Source organism: Streptomyces sp. NPDC060031 (genome assembly GCF_042736805.1).
Taxonomy (GTDB): domain Bacteria; phylum Actinomycetota; class Actinomycetes; order Streptomycetales; family Streptomycetaceae; genus Streptomyces.
In genome coordinates this window covers 1-23,133 of the sequence record NZ_JBHWVM010000020.1, presented here as the reverse complement: position 1 = coordinate 23,133, position 23,133 = coordinate 1, and the positions used below count along the sequence as shown (strand labels likewise).

Here is a 23,133-nt window from a genome sequence, read left to right as displayed (position 1 = left end):
ACAGCGGGGCTGGCTGGAGGTACGGGCAGGGCAGGCTGCGGCGCGGGCCCGGGGGCCCGGGGCGCGTACGGGCTAGAGCCCGGCTGCCCGGTCGGTCCGCTGGCCGAGCAGCACGGCGTCTCGGCCGTCCTCCTCCTGGAGCTGGACCTTGACGGTCTCCCGCAGCGACGTGGGGAGGTTCTTGCCGACGTAGTCGGCGCGGATCGGCAGTTCGCGGTGGCCGCGGTCGACGAGGACAGCGAGCTGCACGGCGCGGGGGCGGCCGATGTCGCCGAGGGCGTCGAGGGCGGCGCGGATGGTGCGTCCGGAGAAGAGCACGTCGTCGACGAGGACCACGAGGCGGCCGTCGATGTCGTCGCCGGGGATCTCGGTGCGGCCGATCGCGCGGGCGGGCTTCATCCGCAGGTCGTCGCGGTACATGGTGATGTCGAGGGAGCCGACCGGGATCTTCGTGCCGGTGATCTCTTCGAGCTTGGCGGCCAGCCGGCGGGCCAGGTACACACCGCGGGTGGGGATGCCGAGGAGCACCACGTCGTCGGCGCCCTTGGCGCGTTCGACGATTTCGTGGGCGATGCGGGTCAGGACCCGCGCGATGTCCTGTGCGTCGAGTACGGGACGCATGGCATCGGAGAGCCCGGAGTTCTGGGCAGCGTTCTGAGTGTCCATGAAAAGGACCTCCTTCTCCGCCTCACGGGACGGACCTTAAAGGACGTCTGATGTACGCGTTCCACGGTACCAGGGGGATCGGGCCGAATTCGCATCGGGGCTGACCAGAGCCCCTCTAAGAGGGGGTTGGTGACCATTCGGCTTGACGCACCCAAGTAACGCTGCGTAACCTCACAGTGAGTTACCAGCCGCGCGGCGGAGCCGCTCGTCGTCACAGCGTCCGGGAGCCTTATGTCCAGCGAATACGCCAAACAGCTCGGGGCCAAGCTCCGCGCCATCCGCACCCAGCAGGGCCTTTCCCTCCACGGTGTCGAGGAGAAGTCCCAGGGCCGGTGGAAGGCCGTTGTGGTCGGTTCCTACGAGCGCGGAGACCGCGCCGTGACCGTCCAGCGCCTCGCCGAGCTGGCGGACTTCTACGGGGTGCCGGTTCAGGAGCTGCTGCCGGGTACGACTCCCGGCGGGGCTGCCGAGCCGCCGCCGAAGCTGCGCCTCGACCTGGAGCGCCTGGCCCACGTACCCGCCGAGAAGGCCGGACCGCTGCAGCGTTACGCCGCGACGATCCAGAGCCAGCGCGGCGACTACAACGGCAAGGTGCTGTCGATCCGCCAGGACGACCTGCGCACCCTGGCCGTCATTTACGACCAGTCCCCCTCGGTCCTGACCGAGCAGCTCATCAGCTGGGGAGTCCTGGACGCGGATGCCCGTCGCGCCGTGGCGCACGAGGACATCTAGCTTCCTGGGCCCAGGGCCAGCAGAAACGTTTACCGGTGGGTGCCGGGGTGCCGAGAGGCGTCCCGGCACCCACCGGTTTTTTCGTACCCGCGCACCCCGCCGCGCACCCCGCATACGGAAGGGCCCGCAGAGCGTGCTCTGCGGGCCCTTCCGTATGAAGCGTGGGCGCGCGTCAGCTCTCGCTGCGGCGCAGGTTCGGCTTCAGGTCCTTGAACCGGCCGAGCAGCCCGTTCACGAACGAGGGCGACTCGTCCGTGGAGAACTCCTTGGCCAGCTGGACGGCCTCGTCGATGGCCACGGCGTCCGGGGTGTCGTCCACCCAGATCAGCTCGTAGGCACCGAGGCGCACGATGTTCCGGTCCACGACCGGCATGCGGTCGAGGTCCCAGTCCACGGCGTAGGTGATGATCAGGTCGTCGATCCGGTCCACCTTGTCGGCGTACCCCTCGACGAGATCCATCGTGAAGGCGCTGACCGGCGGCTGCCGGTCGTCCGACCTCGCGTGGCGGATCCAGTCCGCGAGGACCTCGCGCACGGGCACCCCGCGCTGGTCGGCCTCGAACAGGATCTGGAAAGCGCGCTTGCGCGCGTTGCTCCGGGCAGCCACGGTTAGCTGTTCACCCGGCCGAGGTAGCCGCCGGTGCGGGTGTCAACCTTGACCTTCTCGCCGGTGGTGACGAAGAGCGGGACCTGCATCTCGTAACCGGTCTCCAGCGTGGCGGGCTTGGTGCCACCGGTGGAGCGGTCGCCCTGGACGCCCGGGTCGGTGTGCTCGATGACGAGCTCGACCGCGGCCGGGAGCTCGACGTAGAGCACCTCGCCGTCGTGCTGCGCCACGGAGGCGGTGAAGCCCTCCAGCAGGAAGTTGGCGGCGTCGCCGACAGCCTTCTTGTCGACCATCAGCTGGTCGAAGGTGCCCATGTCCATGAAGACGAAGTACTCGCCGTCCATGTACGAGAACTGCATGTCACGGCGGTCGATGGTGGCCGTCTCGACCTTCGTGCCGGCGTTGAAGGTCTTGTCGACGACCTTGCCGGAGAGCACGTGCTTGAGCTTGGTGCGCACGAAGGCCGGGCCCTTGCCGGGCTTGACGTGCTGGAACTCGACGACGGACCAGAGCTGGTCACCGTCGAGCTTGAGCACCATGCCGTTCTTGAGGTCGTTCGTGGAAGCCACGGTTGCGGAATCTCCTGCACTGGAAGACCACGGGTGCGCGCACACGCCCGCCGCGGCGGGCTAGAGCGCAAGCAGTTCCTTGGTCGTAATGGTGAGTAGCTCGGGACCGCCGTCCGCCTCGGGGCGTACGACGAGCGTGTCATCGATCCGGACACCTCCCCGGCCCGGGAGGTGAACCCCCGGTTCGACGGTGACCGGCACGCAAGCGTCCAGTTTACCCATTGCCGTAGGTGCAAGCTGCGGGTCCTCGTCGATTTCGAGGCCGACGCCGTGCCCGGTCCACAGAGCGAGGGCTTCACCATGACCTGCGGAGTCGAGTACGGAGCGGGCGGCACGGTCCACATCGCGGTAGGCGGCGCCGGGCAGCAGGGCCTCGCGACCGGCCCGTTGGGCCGCGAAGACGAGCTCGTACAGCTCGATCTGCCAGTCGGCGGGGGTGGTGCCGATCACGAAGGTACGGCCGATCTCACACCGGTATCCGCGGTAGTTCGCGCCCAGGCAGACGGACAGGAAGTCGCCCTCCTCCACGCGCCGGTCGGAGGGCCGGTGCCGGGAACGGCCCGAGTGCGGGCCGGTGCCCACGGAGGTCGGGAAGGCCGGTCCGTCGGCCCCGTGGTCGACCAGACGGCGCTCCAGCTCCAGGGCCAGGTGCCGCTCCGTGCGGCCCACCAGGATCGACTCCAGGAGCTCGCCCAGGGCCTGGTCGGCGATCTCCGCGGCGATCCGCAGGCAGGCGATCTCCTCCTCGTCCTTGACGACGCGCTGCTGTTCGACGGCCGTACCGAGGTCCGCGAGGCGCAGCTTGGGCGCGACGGAGCGCAGGGCGCGGTGGCGGCCCACGGTGAGGTGGTGCTCCTCGACGGCGAGGGACTCGGCCCGCGCCGAGGCGGCCAGGTCGGCGGCCGCGACGGCCGGGTCACTGCCGGGACCTTCCAGCACGGAGAGCCGCAGCCGCTCGTCGAGCCGCCCTTCGTCGGCCTCCCCGGTGGGCGGGCCGGCGCAGAAGAGCATGTCCTCGCCGGCGGGCCCGACCAGGAGCACGGCGCCCAGCGGAGACGCCCCGGTGAGGTAGCGGACGTTCGCCGGACGCGTGATCAGTGCGGCGGCGTTCCCCGCGGCGGCACAGCGGTCGCGAAGCAGGCCCCGGCGGGTCGCGTACACGTCTGACATGTTTTCGAGCCTACGAGCGCCCGGCGCATCCGGCCTGGTGAGCGCGTCCGGACGGGGCCCCCGGGGCCCCGCCGCGCATCACCAGGGCGGGGGCGCCGCGATGGCCCGGGCCAGCGTCTCGTCCAGGGCGCGGGCCGTGCCTTCGACGTCGAGGTGCGAGTTGTCGATGATCGGCAGGCCGGAGCCGTACCAGCCCGCCATGCGGCCGTGGATCCGCGCGACCTCCTCGTCGGAGAGCCGGCGGTTGCCGGAGCGGGCCGCGTTGCGCTCCAGGACGATCTCCAGGCCCGGCAGCAGCACCACGGGCAGCAGGGCGGGCCCCACGTGGCGCTTCCAGCCGCCGAGCCCGACCACCGGACGGTCGGGGAAGACGGCGTCGTCGAGGATGCAGGAGATGCCGTTCGCCAGGAAGTTGCGGGCGGCGAAACCGCACGTGCGGCGGGCGAGGCGGTACTGGGCCTCGGAATGGTCGTTCCAGCCCGCCTGCGGGTCCGCGAAGCCCGAGCACACCCATTCCCGTACGTCGTCCAGGCTGATGTGCGCGGTGGGGACGGGCCGGGTGCCGGCCCAGTGCCGGGCCACGGTGGTCTTGCCCGCCCCGGCGGGGCCGATGAGCAGGACGGCGAGCGTGGCCCCGCCGGTCCCCGCGACCGCGGGCGGCAGCGGGACGTGCCCGGTGGCCGCGTCGGGGACCGGCGCGGCCGACGCCATCGGCACCTGCTGTACGGGGGGCGCGGCGGGCGCCGGCACGGGCGGCACCGGCCAGCCCTGCGCAGGGGGTATCGGCGGCTGCGGGGGCGCCGCCGGGTGCTGACCCGACGACTCCCAGCTCACGCCCCCCACTCCATGCTGCATCCGGTGCCACTCCGTCTCGTTCCCACACGACTGATGCGAGAACGTTATACGACTGCGGATGTCCGGCGGTTCACGCCCGCCGGTTCACGTCCGCCCGTTCACGTCCGCCCGTTCACGTCCGCCCGTTCACGCCGGTCAGCCAACCGCTCAGGCCGCGACCTCGCCGAACGCCGCCACCAGAACGGCCGGGTCGGGCCCTTCCAGCACGGTCGGCTTGGCCAGCCCGTCCAGGACGATGAAGCGCAGCAGGTCGCCGCGGGACTTCTTGTCGACCTTCATGGTCTCCAGCAGCTTGGGCCACTGGTCGCCTCGGTAGGTCAGCGGCAGCCCCACCGAGGCGAGCACCGCCTTGTGCCGGTCGGCCGTCGCGTCGTCGAGGCGGCCCGCGAGCCGGCCGAGCTCGGCCGCGAAGACCATGCCGACCGACACGGCGGCGCCGTGGCGCCACTTGTAGCGCTCGTTCTTCTCGATGGCGTGCGCGAGGGTGTGGCCGTAGTTGAGGATCTCCCGCAGCCCGGCCTCCTTCAGGTCGCTGGAGACCACGTCGGCCTTGACCTGGATCGAGCGCACGATCAGCTCGGCCGTGTGCGGCCCCGCGGGCGTGCGCGCCGCCTCCGGGTCCGCCTCGACCAGGTCGAGGATCACCGGGTCGGCGATGAAACCGGCCTTGATGATCTCGGCGAGGCCGCTGACGTAGTCGTTGACCGGCAGCGAATCCAGCGCGGCGAGGTCGCAGAGCACGCCCGCCGGCGGGTGGAAGGCGCCGACGAGGTTCTTGCCCTCGGCGGTGTTGATGCCCGTCTTCCCGCCGACCGCGGCGTCCACCATGGCCAGGATGGTGGTCGGCACGGCGATCCAGCGCACCCCGCGCAGCCAGGTGGCCGCGACGAAGCCCGCGAGGTCGGTGGTGGCGCCGCCGCCGACGCCGACGATCACATCGGTCCGGGTGAAGCCGGACTGGCCGAGCGCCTTCCAGCAGTACGCCGCCACCTCGGCCGTCTTGGCCTCCTCGGCGTTCGGTACCTGGATGGCGACGGCCTCGTAGCCCTGCTCGGTGAGGTCGTCGCGCAGGGCCTCTCCGGTCGAGGCCAGTGCCTCGGGGTGGATCACGGCGACCCGCCGGGCCCTCGTACCGATCAGGCTGCCCAGTTCACCGAGCAGCTGACGGCCGACCAGCACGTCATACGGGTCGTGGCCGGCGCCGCCGCCGACGTGGATGCGCGTCACCTGGTCTGTCATACGTCCTTCAACTCCAGAGCGTCGAGGACCGCCTGGGCGACCTCTTCGGGGGTGCGGTCGTCGGTGGCCACCACGACGCGCGCGACTTCGGTGTACAGGGGGCGCCGGGCCTCCATCAGCTCGCGCCACTGACGGCGCGGGTTGACGGCGAGCAGCGGGCGCGCGGCACCGAGGCCCACGCGCCGTACGGCTTCTTCGACGTCCATCGACAGGTAGGCGACGGGCAGCCCGGCCAGCAGCGCGCGCGTCCCCTCGTCGAGGACGGCGCCGCCGCCGAGGGCGAGGACTCCGGTGTGCCCGGCGACGGCGGCCGCGACCGCCTGCCGCTCCAGCTCACGGAAGTACGGCTCGCCCTCGTCGACGAAGATGTCCGAGATCTCCCGGCCCTGTGCGGCGACGATGTCCGCGTCGGTGTCCCGGTAGGCCGCGCCGAGCCGCTGTGCGAGCAGCTCCCCCACCGTGGACTTGCCGGACCCCATGGGGCCGACCAGGACGACCAGCGGTCCGCCCGTCACCGGATCTGCAGGTTGTCGAGGTACGACCGCACGTTGCGCCGGGTCTCGGGCACGGAGTCGCCGCCGAACTTCTCGACGACGGCGTCCGCCAGCACCAGGGCGACCATGGCCTCGGCGACGATGCCCGCGGCGGGCACGGCGCAGACGTCGGAGCGCTGGTGGTGCGCGACGGCGGCCTCGCCGGTGGCGACGTCCACGGTCGCGAGCGCCTTCGGCACGGTCGCGATGGGCTTCATGGCGGCCCGTACGCGCAGCAGCTCGCCGGTGGTCAGACCGCCCTCGGTGCCGCCGGAGCGGCCGGAGGTGCGCTTGAGGCCCTCGGGGGTGGAGACGATCTCGTCGTGGGCCTGGGAGCCGGGCACGCGGGCCAGGTCGAAGCCGTCGCCGACCTCGACGCCCTTGATGGCCTGGATGCCCATGAGCGCGGCCGCGAGGCGCGCGTCGAGGCGGCGGTCCCAGTGGACGTGCGAGCCGAGGCCGACCGGCACCCCGTACGCGAGGACCTCGACGACCCCGCCGAGGGTGTCGCCGTCCTTGTGGGCCTGGTCGATCTCCGCGACCATCGCCTTCGACGCGTCGGCGTCGAGGCAGCGCACCGGGTCCGCGTCGAGCTTCTCGACGTCGGCGGGGGTCGGGTAGAGGCCGTACGGGGCCTTGGCGGCGGCCAGTTCGACGACGTGCGAGACGATCTCGATGCCGGCGGTCTCCTTGATGAAGGACCGGGCGATGGCTCCGAGGGCGACGCGCGCGGCGGTCTCGCGGGCGCTGGCGCGCTCCAGGATCGGGCGGGCCTCGGAGAAGCCGTACTTCTGCATGCCCGCGAGGTCGGCGTGGCCGGGGCGCGGGCGGGTCAGCGCCGCGTTGCGGCCGGTCTCCTTGAGCAGCGAGGGGTCGACCGGGTCGGCCGACATCACGGTCTCCCACTTGGGCCACTCGGTGTTGCCGATCATGACGGCGATCGGAGACCCCTGCGACAGCCCGTGACGGACGCCGCCGAGGAAGGTGATCTCGTCCTGCTCGAACTTCATCCGGGCACCGCGCCCGTAGCCGAGCCGGCGCCGGGCCAGGTGATCGGCCACCAGCTCGGTGGTGACCGGGACGCCGGCGGGAAGTCCCTCCAGCGTCGCCACCAGCGCCGGTCCGTGCGATTCCCCGGCGGTCAGCCAACGCAACCTGCTCAACGATGCTCCTCATGCTCGCGCCTGGTACAGCGACGGCGCGATCGGGTGCGCGGCCCGGACCCGCCTCACCCGATCCTCCCATGTCCGGGTCGGTGCGCCGCCCTCGGTCCAACTGTCGGACGACGACGCACCCACGCAGGGTGACGGGCGCGGCTATCCGCTTCCTACATGTGGCGCTCGCGCAGGGCCGCTTCACCGGCGGCCCGCATGGCGGCGAGCGGGCCCGGGGTGCGGCCCGTCATCTGCTCGACCTGGAGCACGGCCTGGTGGACCAGGAGGTCCAGGCCGCCGAGGAGCTTTCCGCCGCGCTCGGACCAGGCCGCGGCGAGCGCGGTCGGCCAGGGCTCGTACAGGACGTCGAACAGCGTGCCGGGGCGCTCGGGAACGGCCGCGGCCAGCTCGTCCGTCGCGCCGGCGGGGGTCGTGGCGATCACCAGGGGCGCGGCCAGCGCCTCGGCCGCGTCCGACCAGTCGGCCGTGCGGACGGGCACGCCCAGCCGCTCGCCCCAGTGGCGCATCTCGTCGGCGCGGGCCCGCGAACGGACGTACGCCGTGACCTCGCCGGCGCAGACCCGCGAGAGCGCGGCGAGCGCCGAGGAGGCGGTGGCCCCGGCGCCGAGGACGGCGGCGGACTCCACCTTCTCCACGCCCCGTTCGCGGAGCGCGGAGATCAGGCCGGGGATGTCGGTGTTGTCGCCGACCCGCCGGCCGTCCTTCGTGAGGACGACCGTGTTGACCGCCTCGACGGAGGCGGCGGTGTCGCTGATCCCGTCGAGCAGCGGGATGACCGCCCGCTTGAGCGGCATGGTCAGCGAGAGCCCGGCCCACTCGGCGCCGAGCCCGGCCACGAACGCCGGGAGCGCGGCCTCGTCGACCTCGAACCGGTCGTAGGACCAGTCGTCGAGGCCGAGCTCCTGGTACGCGGCGCGGTGCAGCACCGGGGAGAGGGAGTGCTCGATGGGTGAACCCAGCACTGCTGCGCGTATCACTGGCCGGTCTTCTTCCGTTCCTCTTCGTACCTCTGGCGGTTGCGGTTGTGCTCGGCGTTCGTCACGGCGAACAGCGTCTCGTCCTCGTTGATCGACACGAAGTAGTACCAGGGGCCGGCTGCCGGGTTGAGCGCCGACTTCAGCGCGTCCGGACCGGGGTTGCCGATGGGACCGGCCGGCAGGCCCTTGATCTTGTACGTGTTGTACGGATCGTCGATCTTGCGGAGCTCGTCGACGGAGCCGATGTCCAGCGTGCTCTGGCCCTTCATGTAGTTGACCGTGGAGTCGAAGTCGAGCAGACCGTACGTCTCGGTGTTGCCCGGCTTGAGGCGGTTGTAGACGACCCGGGAGATCTTGTCGAAGTCGTGCTGGTACCTGCCCTCGGCCTGGACGAGGCTCGCGACGGTGACGAGCTGGAGCGGATTCTCCAGGTTCAGCTTCGCGGCCTGCGCCTTGAGGTCCGCGTTCCCGTAGGCCTGGGTGGCCTTGGCCACCATCTCCTTGAGGAGGGTCTGCGGGGTCGCGTCCTTCTTCAGGTCGTAGCGCGCCGGGTAGAGGAAGCCCTCCAGCGGGTCCTTGATCTTCGGGTTGGTGTTGGCCCAGTCGGGCAGCCCGAGGGTCTTGAACTCCTTGGTGGCGACGTCGTGCGTCGTGCCGTCCTTGAGCTTGAGGCGCTTGTCGATCGCCTCGTAGACCTGCACGTTGCGCCAGCCCGGGATGACGTCGAGGGCGTTGAGGCCCGCACCGTTCGCCATGAGGTCCACGGCGGCCTTGGCCGACATGTGCTCCTTCATCGCGTACGAGCCGGCCTGGATGGCGCCGCCCTTGGGGTGCACGTGGGCGGCGTCGACGAAGGCCTGCGCGCTCGCGACGACGCCGTGCGCCTTGAGGATGCGGCCCATCTCGCCGAGGCCGGTGCCCTTGGGGATGTCGATGCTGACGGAGCCGGTGCCCTCGCCCGCGTAGTCCTCGGCCGCGCCGAACTTGGCCTTGAGGTACGTGTAGCCGTAGTAGCCGCCACCGCCGACCACACCGATGATGACGACGGCCGCGATCAGGCAGGCCGTGCCGCTGCGCTTCTTCGGCTTGTCCTTCGAACGGCCGGAGCGGCGGCCGGAGGGCTCGTCGCCGTCGCCGCCCTTGCCCGCGCCGCCGGCCAGGAACGAGTCGGCCTCCTCGGCCGTCTCCTCGTCCTGCCACTGTTCATCGGGCTCCGTGGCCGGGCGGCGCCGGCCGGGGGGCTGCGGCGGCGGGTAGGCCTCGGCGGTGCCGTAGAGGTCGGGAGCCTCGCCGGGGTAGGCGGCGACGGGCTGCTGCTGGGCGTACGGGTCCGTGCCGCCCGCGTACGGGTCGGTGGTCTGCGGGACCTCCAGGTACTGGCCCTGGCCGGTGTCCCAGACCTGCCCGCCGCCGCCGTACGTCGGCTGCTGCTGGTACTGCTGTGGGTGGGACTGCTGCTGGTACTGCGGCTCTTGGTACTGCGGTTCCTGGTACTGCGGCTCCTGCGGATACTGCTGCTGCGGGCCACCGCCATAGGGCATCCGACCCTGCTGGGGCTCGTGCCCGATCCACCCCTGGTCCCCGTACTGAGGGTCCTCAGGGTGCCACGGTTCGGGGCCAGGGCCCCGGCCATACTCAGTCATCGATCCCCTAGAGCCGCGAGACGAAGGCCGCGGCTCCGTCTGCCGCGACACCCGGTTCCGCCTCTTTGGTGGTGGGCGACGGCTGTTCGAATGCCGTCACGTCGCGCGGAACGTTACCGTATCGCGATCAGACAATTACTTCGACGCACTCACCGGGCGGATTACCTGATACCCGTTCGGTCTCCAGAGCGTTCTGAAGGATGACCACTGCGGCTGCCTGGTCGATGACCGACCGGCCCTTCTTCGCGTTCCTGCCGGAGGCCCGCAGCCCCTGGGCGGCGGTGATCGTGGTCATCCGCTCGTCCACCAGACGGACCGTCACCGGCTTGATGCCCTTCGCGAGTTCGTTCGCGAAGACGCGCACCTTGGCCGCGGCCGGCCCCTCCCGCCCGCTGAGCGAGCGGGGCAGGCCGACCACGACTTCGAGGGGCTCGTACTCCTCGACGAGCTGCCGCAGCCGCCGGTGAGCGAAGGGGACGTCCCGTCCCGGAACGGTCTCCACCGGTGTGGCCAACACCCCATCGGGGTCGCACGAGGCGACCCCGATCCGGGCGTCCCCGACATCGATGGCGAGCCGGCGGCCGCGGCGCAGAGTCATCGTCAGACCGTCTCGACGACGAGGCGCTCGACGGCGCTGATGGCCTCCGGGATGGCGCCCGGGTTCTGGCCGCCGCCCTGGGCGACGTCCGGCTTGCCGCCACCGCCGCCACCGAGGGTCTTGGCGGCCGTACGGACCAGGTCGCCGGCCTTGAGACCGCGCTCGCGGGCCGCCTCGTTGGTGGCGATGACGGTCAGCGGGCGGTCGTTCGCCACGGTGAACAGGGCCACGACGACCGGGCGGTCACCCTGGATGCGGCCGCGGACGTCGAGGACCAGCTTGCGCAGGTCGTCGGCGCCGGTGCCGTCCGGGACGGTGCCCACGACGAGGGCGACGCCGTGGATGTCCTGGGCGTTCGCGGCGAGACCGGCGGCGGCCTGGAGGACCTTCTCCGCGCGGAACTTCTCGATCTCCTTCTCGGCGTCCTTCAGCTTGCCGAGCATGGAGGCGATCTTCTCCGGGAGCTCCTCGGGGCGGCCCTTGACCAGCTCCTGGAGCTGGGCGACGACCGTGTGCTCCTTGGCGAGGAAGTTGTACGCGTCCACGCCGACGAGGGCCTCGACACGCCGTACGCCGGAGCCGATGGAGGACTCTCCGAGCAGCTTCACCAGGCCCAGCTGGGCGGTGTTGCCGACGTGCGTACCGCCGCACAGCTCCTTGGAGAAGTCGCCGATGGTCACGACGCGCACGCGCTCGCCGTACTTCTCGCCGAACTCGGCGATGGCGCCCTGCTTCTTCGCCTCGTCGATGCTCATGATCTCGGCGGTGACGTCGAGCTCGCGGGAGAGCACGTCGTTGATCTTCTGCTCGACATCGGTGAGCACCGAGCCGGGAACGGCGTTCGGGGAGCCGAAGTCGAAGCGGAAGCGGCCGGGCGAGTTCTCGGAGCCGGCCTGCGCGGCCGTCGGGCCCAGGGCGTCGCGCAGGGCCTGGTGGGTCAGGTGGGTGGCCGAGTGGGCGCGGGCGATGGCCCGGCGGCGGTTGATGTCGATGGCGGCGTACGCGGAGGCGCCCACCGTCACCTCTCCGACCTGGACGGAGCCCTTGTGCACGGACACACCGGGGACCGGCTGCTGGACGTCGCGGACGACGATGACGGCGCCGGAGTCGAGCTTGATGCGGCCCTGGTCGGCGAGCTGGCCGCCGCCCTCGGCGTAGAAGGGGGTGCGGTCGAGGACGACCTCGACCTCGTCGCCCTCGGAGGCGGCGGGCGCGGAGACGCCGTTGACCAGGAGGCCGACGATGGTGGACTCGCCCTGGGTGGTGGCGTAGCCGGTGAACTCGGTGGCGCCGGAGCCGTCGGCGATCTCCCGGTAGGCGGACATGTCCGCGTGGCCGGTCTTCTTGGCCTTGGCGTCGGCCTTGGCCTTGTCGCGCTGCTCCTGCATGAGGCGGCGGAAGCCGTCCTCGTCCACGGAGAGGCCCTGCTCGGAGGCCATCTCCAGGGTGAGGTCGATCGGGAAGCCCCAGGTGTCGTGGAGCAGGAACGCCTTGTCGCCGGAGAGGACGGTGCCGCCGGTGGCCTTGGCCTCGGTGATGGCGGTGTCGAGGATGTTGGTGCCGCCCTTGATGGCCTTGAGGAAGGCGGCCTCTTCGGCGAGCGCGACGGTCTCGATGCGCTTGCGGTCGGTGACCAGCTCCGGGTACTGCCGCCCCATCGTGTCGATCACGACGTCGACGAGGTCCTGGACGACCGGACCCGTGGCACCCATGAGGCGCATGTTGCGGATGGCGCGGCGCATGATGCGGCGCAGCACGTAGCCGCGGCCCTCGTTGCCGGGGGTGACGCCGTCGCCGATGAGCATGACGGAGGTGCGGATGTGGTCGGCGACCACGCGCATCGAGACGTCGGTGCCCTGGGCGGCGCCGTACTGCACGCCGGTCAGCTCGGTGGCCTTGTCCATGACCACGCGCAGGGTGTCGGTCTCGTACATGTTCTGTACGCCCTGCAGGATCATGGCGAGGCGCTCGAGACCCAGACCGGTGTCGATGTTCTTCGACGGCAGGTCGCCGAGGATCGGGAAGTCTTCCTTCCCGTCGCCGGCGCCGCGCTCGTACTGCATGAAGACCAGGTTCCAGATCTCCACGTACCGCTCGTCGTTGACGGCGGGGCCGCCCTCGACGCCGAACTCGGGGCCGCGGTCGTAGTTGATCTCGGAGCAGGGGCCACAGGGGCCCGGGACGCCCATGGACCAGAAGTTGTCCTTCTTGCCCAGACGCTGGATGCGCTCGGCGGGGACGCCGATCTTCTCGCGCCAGATCTGCTCGGCCTCGTCGTCGTCGAGGTAGACGGTGATCCAGAGCTTCTCGGGCTCGAGGCCGTAGCCGCCGTCCGCCACGGAGCTGGTGAGCAGCTCCCAGGCGTACTGGATGGCGCCTTCCTTGAAGTAGTCCCCGAAGGAGAAGTTGCCGCACATCTGGAAGAACGTGCCGTGGCGGGTGGTCTTGCCGACCTCTTCGATGTCCGGCGTACGGACGCACTTCTGCACGCTGGTGGCGCGGGGGGCCGGGGGCTTGGTCTCGCCGAGGAAGTACGGCTTGAAGGGGACCATGCCCGCGTTGACCAGCAGCAGAGTCGGGTCGTCCGCGATGAGCGACGCCGAAGGGACAACGGCGTGACCGCGCTCCTCGAAGAAGCTCAGCCAGCGGCGGCGGATTTCAGCCGACTCCATCAGTGGTCCTCATTCCGGTTGTACGTAACCGCCGAGTGGTTCGGGCGGTGGGTGGTCTGGTCGTTCTGGTCGTGCTCGACGGCCCGCAGCCGCCGCGGCCCCGGGAGGGCGGTGACGTTGTCGGGGCGGTCGGGATCGTGGTGCAGTCCCAGGGCGTCGTTCAACTCGTCCTCGCGCTGGGTCATTCCCGCCTTGACGTCGAGCGCGAAGTCCTTGAGGCGGTGACCCGCCTCGACGGCCTTGTCGGCGGCCTGGGCGGCGAGGCTCTCCGGCGTCAGCTTCTTCAGCTGCCGGTTGACCTTGGTGGTGGCCCACACGCCGGCGGCCGCGCCGGCGGTGAACCAGAAGGCTCGGCGGAACATCGGAGGTCTCAGCCCTTCTGCTTCCGGCGCCGGGCAGCCGGCACCGTACGGCCGACGATCACAGTACGTCGGGGGGTCTTCTGCGGCACCTCGTCCGTCCGGCCGAGCGCCTTGCGGACGCCGTAGCCGAAGGCCGCGATCTTGACCAGCGGGCCGCCGAAGGTCGAAGCCACGGTGGAGGACAGTGCGGAGGCGTTGGAGGTGACCTCCTGGACGTCGCTCGCGATGGCGTCGACCCGGTCGAGCTGGGTGCGCGCGGAGCGGACGGTCGTGGAAGCGTCCGCGAGCAGCGGGACCGCCTGCTCGGTCACGTCGGCCACCATCTTGGTGGTCGCCTTGAGCACCTGGGCCAGCCTCACCAGCACCACGGCGAGGAAGGAGACCAGGATGGCCCAGAAGACGGCCACGAGAATCCCGGCCACCTCTCCACCGGACACGTTGCACCGCTCCCTGCACCTGGAAAATCCACGGAAAAAGTCGTCCTCCGACCCTATCGCGCCGGAGATCCCCGGCCGTACCGGAATTCAGGGTCCGTCGGGCCCGCCTTGTACGCACCGCACGCGCACCGCCACCCTCCGTGTCCCATGCGACACGGACCCGTCCCCGGCAGGCCCCGCGGCAATCTTCCCTCGGAGCTGGGCGGCTTCATCGGCCGGGGTGGAGAACTCGCGGAGTTGGGACGACTGCTGGAGGCCTCCGGCGTACGCGATCCGGCGCCTGGACGAGCCGGAGGAGAGCCACCTGGGCCGGTACCTGGCGGGCACCCCGCAGTTCTACTGGGCGGGCTGCGACCGGCTCACCGAGGCCGGCACTGGCTGGAGCGCGCCCTGAAGGGCGGCTGGTGCCCGGCGGAGTCGGAGCACGGGGGCGCCCTGTCGGTGGACGAGGGGGTGGAGCGGGCCCTGCGGACGCCGGAGCCGGTGGCCGCGCCGGGGTCGATGCCGCGGCCCCGTACGGCGGCGGGATGCCGGATCGGGCACGGGCGGGGGCTCGGGGGGCGGGCGCGGGGCACCCGGGAAACAGGAAGCCCGCCGGCTCCCCCAAGGGGGAACCGGCGGGCTGACCAGCCTGTGAGGCTACGTCCGCTGGATCAGCGGGCGTAGTACTCGACGACGAGCTGCTCGTCGCAGATGACCGGGATTTCCTTGCGGTTCGGGTCGCGGTCCAGGCGGAAGGCCAGGGCCTTCAGGTTGACCTGCAGGTAGCGCGGGGTCTCGCCCTCGCCTGCGTAGCCACCCTCACGGGCAACCTGGAACGGAACCTTCTCGCGGCTGCGCTCGCGCACCGTGATGACGTCGTCCGGGCGGACACGGAACGACGGCTTGTCGACCTTGTCACCGTTGACCTCGATGTGGCCGTGAACGACCATCTGGCGGGCCTGGTAGATGGTGCGGGCGATGCCCGAACGCAGAACCAGGGCGTCGAGGCGACGCTCGAGCTCGACGACGAGCGCCTCGCCCGTCTTGCCTTCGGCCTTCTTGGCGCGGTCGTACGCGCGGGCCATCTGACGCTCAGAGATGTCGTACTGAGCGCGCAGACGCTGCTTCTCCAGCAGACGAACCTTGTAGTCCGAGTTCTGCTTGCGGCCACGGCCGTGCTCGCCCGGCGGGTAGGGGCGGGCCTCGAAGTACTTGACGGCCTTCGGGGTCAGCGCAATGCCGAGGGCACGCGACTTCTTGACCTTGGGTCGCTTCTGGTTCACGTGGAACCTACCTCCATGTAAGTTAGGTGAGGCTTACCTTAGCGAGGAGGACGTAATGTCTCGACCACATGGGATCCCCCTGCCCAGTGCGCATCGAAGTTCAGATCCAAACGAAACAGGATCTGCTTTCGACGACGGTAGGCAAGGTCAGCCGCGTCCCAGGGAAGGCGTTCGGCAGCTCACCGGAGCCGAACGCGTACGAACCCTCGTAGAGTCCAACGCCTCAGTATCCCTCATGCTCCCGGGTGCTTGTGACCGGGAGGAACTCGGGACAGGGATGCCGGCCACACGGACCGTCACCCCGGACGGGGACGTGATTCTCCTGGTATCAGGGGAATCCGCGGCTGCCAGGGCAGCCGCTCACGCCCAGGACGACGACCTCACCGCCGTGATCGAGATCACGGATGTGGCGCCGGTGTCCGTGCCCCATCGTATCCGAGGCCGCGCGTGGCTGGCCGGGTGGCTGACGGCGGTGCGCGGGGACGACCGCGCGGCCTGTGCTGCGCTGCTCGCGGAGCGCCATCCGGTGGGTGAGCTGCTGGGATTGTCGGGGTCCCGGGCATGGGTCCTGCTCCGGCTGGAGGTCGGCGAGATCTCGGTCGACGACCTGTGGGGCGCCGAGCACGTGAACCCCGAGGACCTGGCCGCGGCGGAGCCCGACCCGATGGTCGCGCACGAGAGCGAGCTGCTCCAGCATCTGCACGCGGCCCACGGAGACCGGCTCGGCGAGCTGTGCGGCCTGCTGGGCGCGCGGGAGGACTCCGGCATGAGGGCGGTTCCGCTGGCCCTGGACCGCCTGGGGCTGCGCGTGCGCTTCACCGGGGGCGCGGCCGGCTCCTTCGACGCCCGCTTCGACTTCCCGGATCCGGTGGCCGACATCGGCGGCCTGCGCCGCGCGATGCACACCCTCTTCTCGGCGGCCTCCCGCTAACGCCGGCGGGGCTGGATTTGCCGGGCGGAGCTGTGAGCGGACGTCATCTGCCAAAATCCAGCCTCGCCGGCGTTTGAGGCGCGGGGTCCGGGGCGGAAGCCCCGGCAGTGGGCCCGGGGTCAGGACCCGCCGCCGCGCAGGCGCTCCCGGACCTTCTCCACCACGTCCGCGTACCGCGCCTCCGCGCCGTACCGCGTCGGCTCGTAGTACCGCTTGCCGTGGATCTCGTCCGGCGCGTACTGCTGCGCGGCGATACCGCCCGGCACGTCGTGCGGGTACACGTACCCCACCGCGTGCCCCAGCTTCGCCGCCCCCTTGTAGTGCCCGTCCCGCAGATGCGCCGGCACGGCCCCCGCCAGCCCCGCCCGGACGTCCGCCAGCGCCGCGCCGATCGCGGTGGTCGCGGTGTTCGACTTCGGGGCCAGCGCCAGCGCGATGGTCGCGTGCGACAGCGTCAGCGCGGCTTCCGGGAAGCCGATCATCGCCACCGCCTGCGCCGCCGCCACGGCGATCGGCAGGGCCGTCGGGTCGGCCAGCCCGATGTCCTCGCTCGCCGAGATCATCAGCCGGCGCGCGATGAACCGCGGGTCCTCCCCCGCCTCGATCATCCGCGCCAGATAGTGCAGCGCGGCGTCCACGTCCGAGCCGCGGATCGACTTGATGAGAGCGCTCGCCACGTCGTAGTGCTGGTCGCCGTCCCGGTCGTACTTGACCGCCGCCCGGTCGACCGCCTCCTCCACCGTCTGGAGGGTGATCTCGTCCTCGCCCTTGGCGATGGCCGACCCGGCCCCCGCCTCCAGCGCCGTCAGCGCCCGTCGCGCGTCGCCACCGGCGATCCGCAGCAGGTGCGCCTCCGCATCGGCCGGGAGGGAAACGGCCCCGCCCAGCCCCCGCTCCTCCGTCAGGGCCCGCCGCATCAGCGCGCTCAGGTCCTCGTCCGTCAGCGGCTCCAGCGTGAGCAGCAGCGACCGCGACAGCAGCGGCGAGATGATCGAGAAGTACGGGTTCTCCGTGGTCGCCGCGATCAGCGTCACCCAGCGGTTCTCGACCGCCGGCAGCAGCGAGTCCTGCTGCGCCTTGCTGAAGCGGTGGATCTCGTCGAGGAACAGCACGGTCTCCTTGCCGTACCCGCCCGCCGCGCGCCGGGCACCCTCGATGACGGCCCGTACCTCCTTGACGCCCGCGGTGATCGCGGACAGTTCCACGAACCGCTTCTGCGTCGCCTGGCTGACCACGTACGCGAGCGTGGTCTTGCCGATGCCCGGCGGGCCCCAGAGGATCACCGACGAGGCCCCGGCCGGTCCCCCGGCGCCCTCCCCCACCAGCCGCCGCAGCGGCGAGCCCGGCTTCAGCAGGTGCTGCTGGCCCACGACCTCGTCCAGGGTGCGCGGGCGCATCCGGACGGCGAGCGGGGAAGTCGAGGGGTCCTTCTCCTGGCGGTCTTCGGCGGCGGCGGTGAAGAGGTCTGGTTCCACACGGGAAGCCTATGCGAGCCCACCGACACTCCCGCCGGACCGAGCCGGAGGGACGGGCGGATCAGGAGGTCCAGAAGTCCCACCAGCGGGTCAGGATCAGCATCCCGATGATCCCGATGTGCAGGACGGGCGGCACCCACGCGAACTCGTCGAAGAAGCCCCGCAGCCAGGCGGGGGCGGGCAGCAGCCGGTTGCGGACGTTGTGCGAGGTCACGTACCAGAACATGACGATGGTGGCGACCCAGGCCAGGCAGCACCACAGGCACAGCGAGTTGATGTTGTACAGCGACTGGTACATCAGCCAGGTGCAGAAGCCGACGCCGAAGAGGGTGCCCGCGTTGAGGGTGAGCCAGTACCAGCCGCGGAACCGGGCCCCGGCGAGCAGGCTCATGCCGACGCAGATCACCATCCCGTAGGCGACCAGCCCCAGCATCGGGTTCGGGAAGCCGAACGCGGACGCCTGGTCGCTCTTCATGATGTTGCCGCAGGAGACGATCGGGTTCAGGCTGCAGGCCGGCGTGAAGTTCGGGTCCTCCAGCAGCTTGAACTTGTCGATCGTGATCACCCACGCGGCGAGCAGGCCCGCGGCTCCCGTGATCACGAGCAGCAGGGCCAGCGCCCGGCTGCCGCCGACGGTCCGCGGTGCGGCGGTGTCTGCGTCAGTGCCTCGTGTCGTCATACCGCCCGCTCCACATCTGCAAGGTCATCAAGCAGGGGCCATTGTGCCGTACGAGGCCTGCCGTCCACCGTTCGGTGGACATAAGGAGGCGCGGGGTCCGGGGCAGAGCCCCGCGAACCCCGCGCCACGGGCAACGGCCGTCAGGCCAGGCGGGCCTGGACCGTGGCGACCACATCGGCGACCGCCACGGAGGTCTGCTCGCCGGACTCCATGTCCTTCAGCTGGACCACGCCCTCCGCGAGATCCCGGTCACCCGCGACCACGGCGAACCGCGCCCCGCTCCGGTTCGCGTCCTTCATCGCACCCTTGAGGCCCTTGCCCCCGTACGAGATGTCCGCCGCGACACCCGCCCGCCGCAGCTCGGTCACGAGCCCGAACAGCACCGGCTTGGCCTCGCCGAGCGCCACCGCGAAGACCGAGGTGGCCGCCGGGATGTCCAGCGCCACGCCCTCCGCCTCCAGCGCGAGCACCGTACGGTCCACGCCCAGCGCCCAGCCCACCGACGGCAGCGCCGGGCCGCCGATCATCTCGGACAGGCCGTCGTAGCGGCCGCCGCCGCCGACCGCCGACTGCGAGCCCAGACCGTCGTGGATGAACTCGAAGGTGGTCCGGGTGTAGTAGTCGAGCCCGCGCACGAGCTTCTCGTCGTCCTCGAAGGCGACCCCGGCCGCCGTCACCAGCGCCCGCACCTCCTCGTGGTACGCCTTGCACGCGTCACACAGGAAGTCCCGCAGCATCGGGGCGCCGACCAGCTGCTTCTGTACGTCCGCCCGCTTGTCGTCGAGCACCCGAAGCGGGTTGATCTCGGCCCGGCGCACGGTCTCCGCGTCCAGGTCGAGCCCGCGCAGGAAGGCCTGGAGCGCCTCCCTGTACACCGGGCGGCACTCCTTGTCGCCCAGCGAGTTCAGCAGGATGCGGAAGTTGCGCAGGCCGAGCGAACGGTAGGCCTGGTCGGCCAGGATGATCAGCTCGGCGTCCAGCGCCGGGTCCTCGGCGCCGATCGCCTCGGCGCCGACCTGCGAGAAGTGGCGGTAGCGGCCCGCCTGCGCCCGCTCGTAGCGGTAGTACGAGCCGGAGTACCAGAGTTTGACGGGCAGGCCGCCGAGCTTGTGCAGGTTGCCCTGGAGCGCCGCGCGGAGCACGGAGGCGGTGCCCTCGGGGCGAAGGGCCAGCTGGTCGCCGCCCTTCGTGGTGAGGGTGTACATCTCCTTGCTGACGATGTCGGTGGACTCGCCGACACCTCGGGAGAAGAGCTCGACGTTCTCGAAGCCGGGGGTCTCGACGTACCCGTAGCCGGAGTTCCTCAGCGGCGCGGCGATCGCCTCGCGCACCGCGAGGAAGGTCGCCGAGCGGGGCGGCAGCAGGTCGTACGTGCCCTTGGGGGCCTGGAAAGTACTCACGAAACTCTCGTCACATTCCTCGTCGTGGAGCGGGGGCGGCACCGCTCGGGTTCGCTCCCAGGCCGGCGGCGACTTCCCGCAGGTACGGGTTGGTCGCGCGCTCGCGGCCGATGGTGGTCTGGGAACCGTGGCCGGACAGCACCACCGTCGAGTCGTCCAGCGGCAGGCACACGCGGGCCAGCGACTGGAGCATCTCGGCGTGGGAGCCGCCGGGCAGGTCGGTGCGTCCGACGGAGCCGGCGAAGAGCAGGTCGCCCGAGAAGAAGACCGACGGGATGTCGGCCAGCTCTGGCATCCGGAAGGTCACCGACCCCTTCGTGTGGCCGGGCGCGTGCGCCACCGAGAAGTCCATTCCGGCCAGCTTCAGCGCGGCGCCGTCGGTGAGTTCGCGGACGTCGTCCGGCTCGCCCACGGTCAGCTCGCCCATCAGCGGCATCCCGATGGAGCGGCCGAGGGCCTTCTCCGGGTCGCTCATCATGTAGCGGTCCTCGGGGTGGATCCAGGCCGGTACGTCGTGTGCTCCGCACACCGGGACCACGGAGGCCACATGATCGATGTGGCCGTGGGTCAGGACGACCGCGACGGGCTTGAGCCGATGCTTCATCAGCGTCTCCTCGACACCCTGCGTGGCCTGGTGGCCCGGGTCGATGATGACGCACTCCTCACCGGCGGCGGGGGCGACCACATAACAGTTGGTCCCCCAGGCCCCGGCCGGGAACCCGGCAATCAGCACGTTCGTCCTCAATCGTCGTCCGGCGGGAGCTTCGGCAGCGGCCGTGGATCGGAATGCTGCTGCTCAGAGCCTACCGGCGCCGCTCATTACACAGCGAACCCATATACGGTACGGCCTGGACAGGGGTACCAGAGACGCACAAGGAGACGACCCGGTGGTCACGAGCGATCAGCGGCGGCGACAGCTCGCCAGGGAAAAGTACGAGCGCCAGCAGAAGCGTCGGGTCGAGGCCCGTCACAAGACGCGTCGGCGGATGGCCGTGATCGGCGCGGCGGTGGCCGTGGTGGTCGCGACGCTGGTCGGCCTCGTGGTCGGCGGCGTGTTCGACAAGGACAAGAAGGACCAGGCGGCCGACCCGGCCGCGAACCCTTCGGCGTCGCCGACGCCGAAGCAGTCGCCCTCGCCCGCGATGGCGATCGACGGCAAGGCGAAGTACACCTTCGCGCTGAAGACCAGCGCGGGCGACGTCACGTTCGAGATGGACGCGGCGAAGACCCCGCAGACGGTCAACTCGTTCAAGTCGCTCGCCGACAAGAAGTTCTTCGACAACACCAAGTGCCACCGCCTGACGACCTCCGGGATCTTCGTGCTCCAGTGCGGCGACCCCGAGGGCACCGGCATGGGCGGCCCCGGCTACACCATCGCGGACGAGAACCTCGACTCGCTGGGCAAGCCCAACGAGCAGGGGCAGGTGGTCTACCCGGCGGGCACGGTGGCGATGGCGAACACCGGCCAGCCCGGCTCGGGCGGCAGCCAGTTCTTCCTGGTCTACAAGGACAGCCCGCTGGCTCCGTCGTACACGCCCTTCGGCAAGATCGACGCGGCCGGCCTGAAGGCCCTGGAGGACGTGGCCAAGGCCGGCACGGTCGACGGCGGCCAGGACGGGGCACCCAAGACCCCGGTGACCATCGAGCAGGGCACCGTCACCAAGAACTGACGGGAGCACGGCGGCCCGCCCCGGCCGGCGTCCCGTCCGTACGGCGATATTCCGTCGTGCGGGATGCGGACAGCCGGCCCGGCGGTCGCCTATGTTGGCGTTGTGCAGGGCGGGCGCTGCCCGCCCCAGGAAACTGTGGACGATGCCCAGGGGGGCGAACCCCCTCGCAGGCATCAGGTGGAGGAGGCGCTGTGAGCAGCGACCCGTGGGGCCGAGTCGACGAGACCGGCACCGTGTACGTGCGTACTGCCGATGGCGAGAAGGTCGTCGGCTCGTGGCAGGCCGGCACCCCGGAGGAGGCCCTGGCCTACTTCGAGCGCAAGTACGAGGGCATCGTGGTCGAAATCGGCCTCCTCGAACGACGGGTGCGGACCACCGACCTTTCGGCCAAGGACGCACAGACGGCGATCGTCCACCTGCGCACGCAGGTGGACGAGCACCACGCCGTCGGCGACCTCGACGCCCTGCGCGTCCGGCTGGACAAGCTCGTGGCGACCGTCGACTCGCGCCGCGAGGAGCGCAAGGTCCAGAAGGCCAAGCAGACGGACGAGGCCCGCGCGGCCAAGGACGCCCTGGTCGTCGAGGCCGAGCAGCTGGCGCAGAGCGACCAGTGGCGCAGCGCCGGCGAGCGGCTGCGGGCCCTGGTGGACATCTGGAAGGGTCTCCCCCGCCTCGACCGCAAGTCGGACGACGAGCTGTGGCACCGCTTCTCGCACGCCCGCTCCGCCTTCTCCAAGCGCCGCAAGGCGCACTTCGCCTCGCTCGACGCGCAGCGCGAGGACGCGCGCAAGGTCAAGGAGAAGCTGGTCGCGGAGGCCGAGTCGCTGTCGAAGTCGACGGACTGGGGTCCCACGGCGGCCCGCTACCGGGAGCTGATGACGGACTGGAAGGCGGCGGGCCGGGCGCAGCGGGAGTCCGAGGACGACCTGTGGAACCGTTTTCGCGGTGCGCAGGACGTGTTCTTCGCGGCCCGCGGCGAGGTGTTCGCGGAGCGCGACGCGGAGCAGGTCGAGAACCTGAAGGTGAAGGAGGAGCTGGCCGACGAGGCCGAGAAGCTCGTCCCGATCACCGACCTGAAGGCGGCCCGTGCGACCTTCCGCTCCCTGAACGAGCGCTGGGAGGCCGTCGGCCACGTACCGCGGGACGCGCGTCCCAAGGTCGAGGGCCGGATGCACTCCGTGGAGCGGGCGATCCAGGAGGCCGAGGAGGGCGAGTGGCGCCGTACGAACCCGGAGGCGCGGGCCCGCGCGGCCGGTCTGACGGGTCAGCTCCAGGCGGCCGTCGACAAGCTGCGTGAGCAGATCGACGCCGCCCGCGCGGCGGGCAACAACGCGAAGGCCGACAAGCTGGCCCGGGAGCTGGAGGGCCGCCAGGCCCTGCTGGACCAGGCGCTGAAGGGCCTGGAGGAGTTCGGCGGCTGAGGCCTGCGCCTCGTGCGCTGATCGACTTGTGACGGTGGGCGCCACCCCCTCGGGGGG

General features: G+C 71.0%; 24 protein-coding genes. 5 read left to right on the top strand and 19 right to left on the bottom strand.

Annotation, left to right across the window (positions count from 1 at the left end):
• Positions 1-72: 72 nt before the first annotated feature.
• A complete protein-coding gene (gene pyrR, locus ACFWB8_RS11735) occupies positions 73-666 on the bottom strand; it encodes a bifunctional pyr operon transcriptional regulator/uracil phosphoribosyltransferase PyrR (RefSeq protein ID WP_385224787.1) in 594 nt (197 codons plus the stop codon).
• 231 nt (positions 667-897) lie between these two features.
• On the opposite strand from pyrR, the gene bldD reads away from it, so the two are divergent.
• Positions 898-1,398, top strand: coding sequence for a transcriptional regulator BldD (bldD, locus tag ACFWB8_RS11730; RefSeq protein WP_069929708.1), 501 nt, complete (start codon positions 898-900; stop codon positions 1,396-1,398).
• 172 nt (positions 1,399-1,570) lie between these two features.
• Here bldD and nusB read toward each other — a convergent pair whose 3' ends face one another.
• The 13 genes from nusB to ACFWB8_RS11665 form a co-directional block, all read right to left on the bottom strand.
• Positions 1,571-2,005, bottom strand: coding sequence for a transcription antitermination factor NusB (gene nusB / locus ACFWB8_RS11725; RefSeq protein WP_385224784.1), 435 nt, complete (start codon positions 2,003-2,005; stop codon positions 1,571-1,573).
• 2 nt (positions 2,006-2,007) lie between these two features.
• Complete coding sequence (gene efp / locus ACFWB8_RS11720) at positions 2,008-2,574, bottom strand: elongation factor P (protein WP_385224782.1); 567 nt, start codon at positions 2,572-2,574, stop codon at positions 2,008-2,010.
• A gap of 60 nt (positions 2,575-2,634) precedes the next feature.
• Positions 2,635-3,744, bottom strand: a complete 1,110-nt coding sequence (locus tag ACFWB8_RS11715) for an aminopeptidase P family protein (protein ID WP_385224780.1) — start codon at positions 3,742-3,744, stop codon at positions 2,635-2,637.
• A gap of 78 nt (positions 3,745-3,822) precedes the next feature.
• Positions 3,823-4,599 (bottom strand): AAA family ATPase, encoded by a 777-nt coding sequence (locus ACFWB8_RS11710; protein WP_385224778.1) that lies wholly within the window; start codon positions 4,597-4,599, stop codon positions 3,823-3,825.
• Between the two features lie 147 nt (positions 4,600-4,746).
• On the bottom strand, positions 4,747-5,838 hold the full coding sequence (gene aroB, locus ACFWB8_RS11705; RefSeq protein ID WP_385224776.1) for a 3-dehydroquinate synthase: 1,092 nt from the start codon (positions 5,836-5,838) through the stop codon (positions 4,747-4,749).
• Positions 5,835-6,353, bottom strand: a complete 519-nt coding sequence (locus ACFWB8_RS11700; protein WP_385224774.1) for a shikimate kinase — start codon at positions 6,351-6,353, stop codon at positions 5,835-5,837. The genes aroB and ACFWB8_RS11700 overlap by 4 nt, the downstream gene beginning before the upstream one ends.
• Positions 6,350-7,534 carry a chorismate synthase gene (gene aroC / locus ACFWB8_RS11695; protein ID WP_385224772.1) on the bottom strand — a complete coding sequence of 395 codons (1,185 nt, stop codon included), beginning with the start codon at positions 7,532-7,534 and terminating at the stop codon, positions 6,350-6,352. The genes ACFWB8_RS11700 and aroC overlap by 4 nt, the downstream gene beginning before the upstream one ends.
• Positions 7,535-7,698: 164 nt before the next feature.
• On the bottom strand, positions 7,699-8,523 hold the full coding sequence (locus ACFWB8_RS11690; protein ID WP_385224770.1) for a shikimate dehydrogenase: 825 nt from the start codon (positions 8,521-8,523) through the stop codon (positions 7,699-7,701).
• Positions 8,520-10,064: an endolytic transglycosylase MltG gene (gene mltG / locus ACFWB8_RS11685; RefSeq protein WP_385224768.1), complete on the bottom strand. Its 1,545-nt coding sequence runs from the start codon at positions 10,062-10,064 to the stop codon at positions 8,520-8,522. Before mltG ends, ACFWB8_RS11690 begins: the two co-directional genes overlap by 4 nt.
• A gap of 229 nt (positions 10,065-10,293) precedes the next feature.
• A complete protein-coding gene (gene ruvX, locus ACFWB8_RS11680; protein ID WP_385224766.1) occupies positions 10,294-10,764 on the bottom strand; it encodes a Holliday junction resolvase RuvX in 471 nt (156 codons plus the stop codon).
• 2 nt (positions 10,765-10,766) lie between these two features.
• Entirely contained in the window at positions 10,767-13,436 is a 2,670-nt protein-coding gene (gene alaS, locus ACFWB8_RS11675) for an alanine--tRNA ligase (RefSeq protein ID WP_385224764.1), read from the bottom strand.
• Complete coding sequence (locus ACFWB8_RS11670; protein ID WP_385224762.1) at positions 13,436-13,798, bottom strand: DUF6167 family protein; 363 nt, start codon at positions 13,796-13,798, stop codon at positions 13,436-13,438. The genes alaS and ACFWB8_RS11670 overlap by 1 nt, the downstream gene beginning before the upstream one ends.
• Positions 13,799-13,806: 8 nt before the next feature.
• Entirely contained in the window at positions 13,807-14,235 is a 429-nt protein-coding gene (locus tag ACFWB8_RS11665; protein WP_385224760.1) for a DUF948 domain-containing protein, read from the bottom strand.
• A 220-nt stretch (positions 14,236-14,455) separates the two neighbouring features.
• Between ACFWB8_RS11665 and ACFWB8_RS11660 the strand changes: the two genes are divergently transcribed.
• Entirely contained in the window at positions 14,456-14,629 is a 174-nt protein-coding gene (locus ACFWB8_RS11660) for a hypothetical protein (RefSeq protein WP_385224758.1), read from the top strand.
• Positions 14,630-14,888: 259 nt separating this feature from the next.
• On the opposite strand, the gene rpsD is transcribed toward ACFWB8_RS11660, so the two are convergent.
• Positions 14,889-15,500, bottom strand: a complete 612-nt coding sequence (gene rpsD, locus ACFWB8_RS11655) for a 30S ribosomal protein S4 (protein ID WP_008740451.1) — start codon at positions 15,498-15,500, stop codon at positions 14,889-14,891.
• A 277-nt stretch (positions 15,501-15,777) separates the two neighbouring features.
• Between rpsD and ACFWB8_RS11650 the strand changes: the two genes are divergently transcribed.
• Positions 15,778-16,431, top strand: a complete 654-nt coding sequence (locus tag ACFWB8_RS11650; protein WP_385224756.1) for a DUF2470 domain-containing protein — start codon at positions 15,778-15,780, stop codon at positions 16,429-16,431.
• Positions 16,432-16,550: 119 nt separating this feature from the next.
• On the opposite strand, the gene ACFWB8_RS11645 is transcribed toward ACFWB8_RS11650, so the two are convergent.
• The 4 genes from ACFWB8_RS11645 to ACFWB8_RS11630 form a co-directional block, all read right to left on the bottom strand.
• Positions 16,551-17,906 carry a replication-associated recombination protein A gene (locus ACFWB8_RS11645; RefSeq protein ID WP_385224754.1) on the bottom strand — a complete coding sequence of 452 codons (1,356 nt, stop codon included), beginning with the start codon at positions 17,904-17,906 and terminating at the stop codon, positions 16,551-16,553.
• A gap of 61 nt (positions 17,907-17,967) precedes the next feature.
• Positions 17,968-18,585 (bottom strand): vitamin K epoxide reductase family protein, encoded by a 618-nt coding sequence (locus ACFWB8_RS11640; RefSeq protein ID WP_385224752.1) that lies wholly within the window; start codon positions 18,583-18,585, stop codon positions 17,968-17,970.
• Between the two features lie 140 nt (positions 18,586-18,725).
• The gene (gene hisS / locus ACFWB8_RS11635; protein ID WP_385224750.1) at positions 18,726-19,985 is read right to left on the bottom strand and encodes a histidine--tRNA ligase; all 1,260 of its coding nucleotides are present in this window, start codon (positions 19,983-19,985) and stop codon (positions 18,726-18,728) included.
• A 10-nt stretch (positions 19,986-19,995) separates the two neighbouring features.
• A complete protein-coding gene (locus ACFWB8_RS11630) occupies positions 19,996-20,718 on the bottom strand; it encodes an MBL fold metallo-hydrolase (RefSeq protein ID WP_385224748.1) in 723 nt (240 codons plus the stop codon).
• A 154-nt stretch (positions 20,719-20,872) separates the two neighbouring features.
• On the opposite strand from ACFWB8_RS11630, the gene ACFWB8_RS11625 reads away from it, so the two are divergent.
• Positions 20,873-21,655: a peptidylprolyl isomerase gene (locus tag ACFWB8_RS11625; RefSeq protein WP_385224746.1), complete on the top strand. Its 783-nt coding sequence runs from the start codon at positions 20,873-20,875 to the stop codon at positions 21,653-21,655.
• 191 nt (positions 21,656-21,846) lie between these two features.
• Positions 21,847-23,076: a DUF349 domain-containing protein gene (locus ACFWB8_RS11620; protein WP_385224744.1), complete on the top strand. Its 1,230-nt coding sequence runs from the start codon at positions 21,847-21,849 to the stop codon at positions 23,074-23,076.
• Positions 23,077-23,133 lie beyond the last annotated feature (57 nt).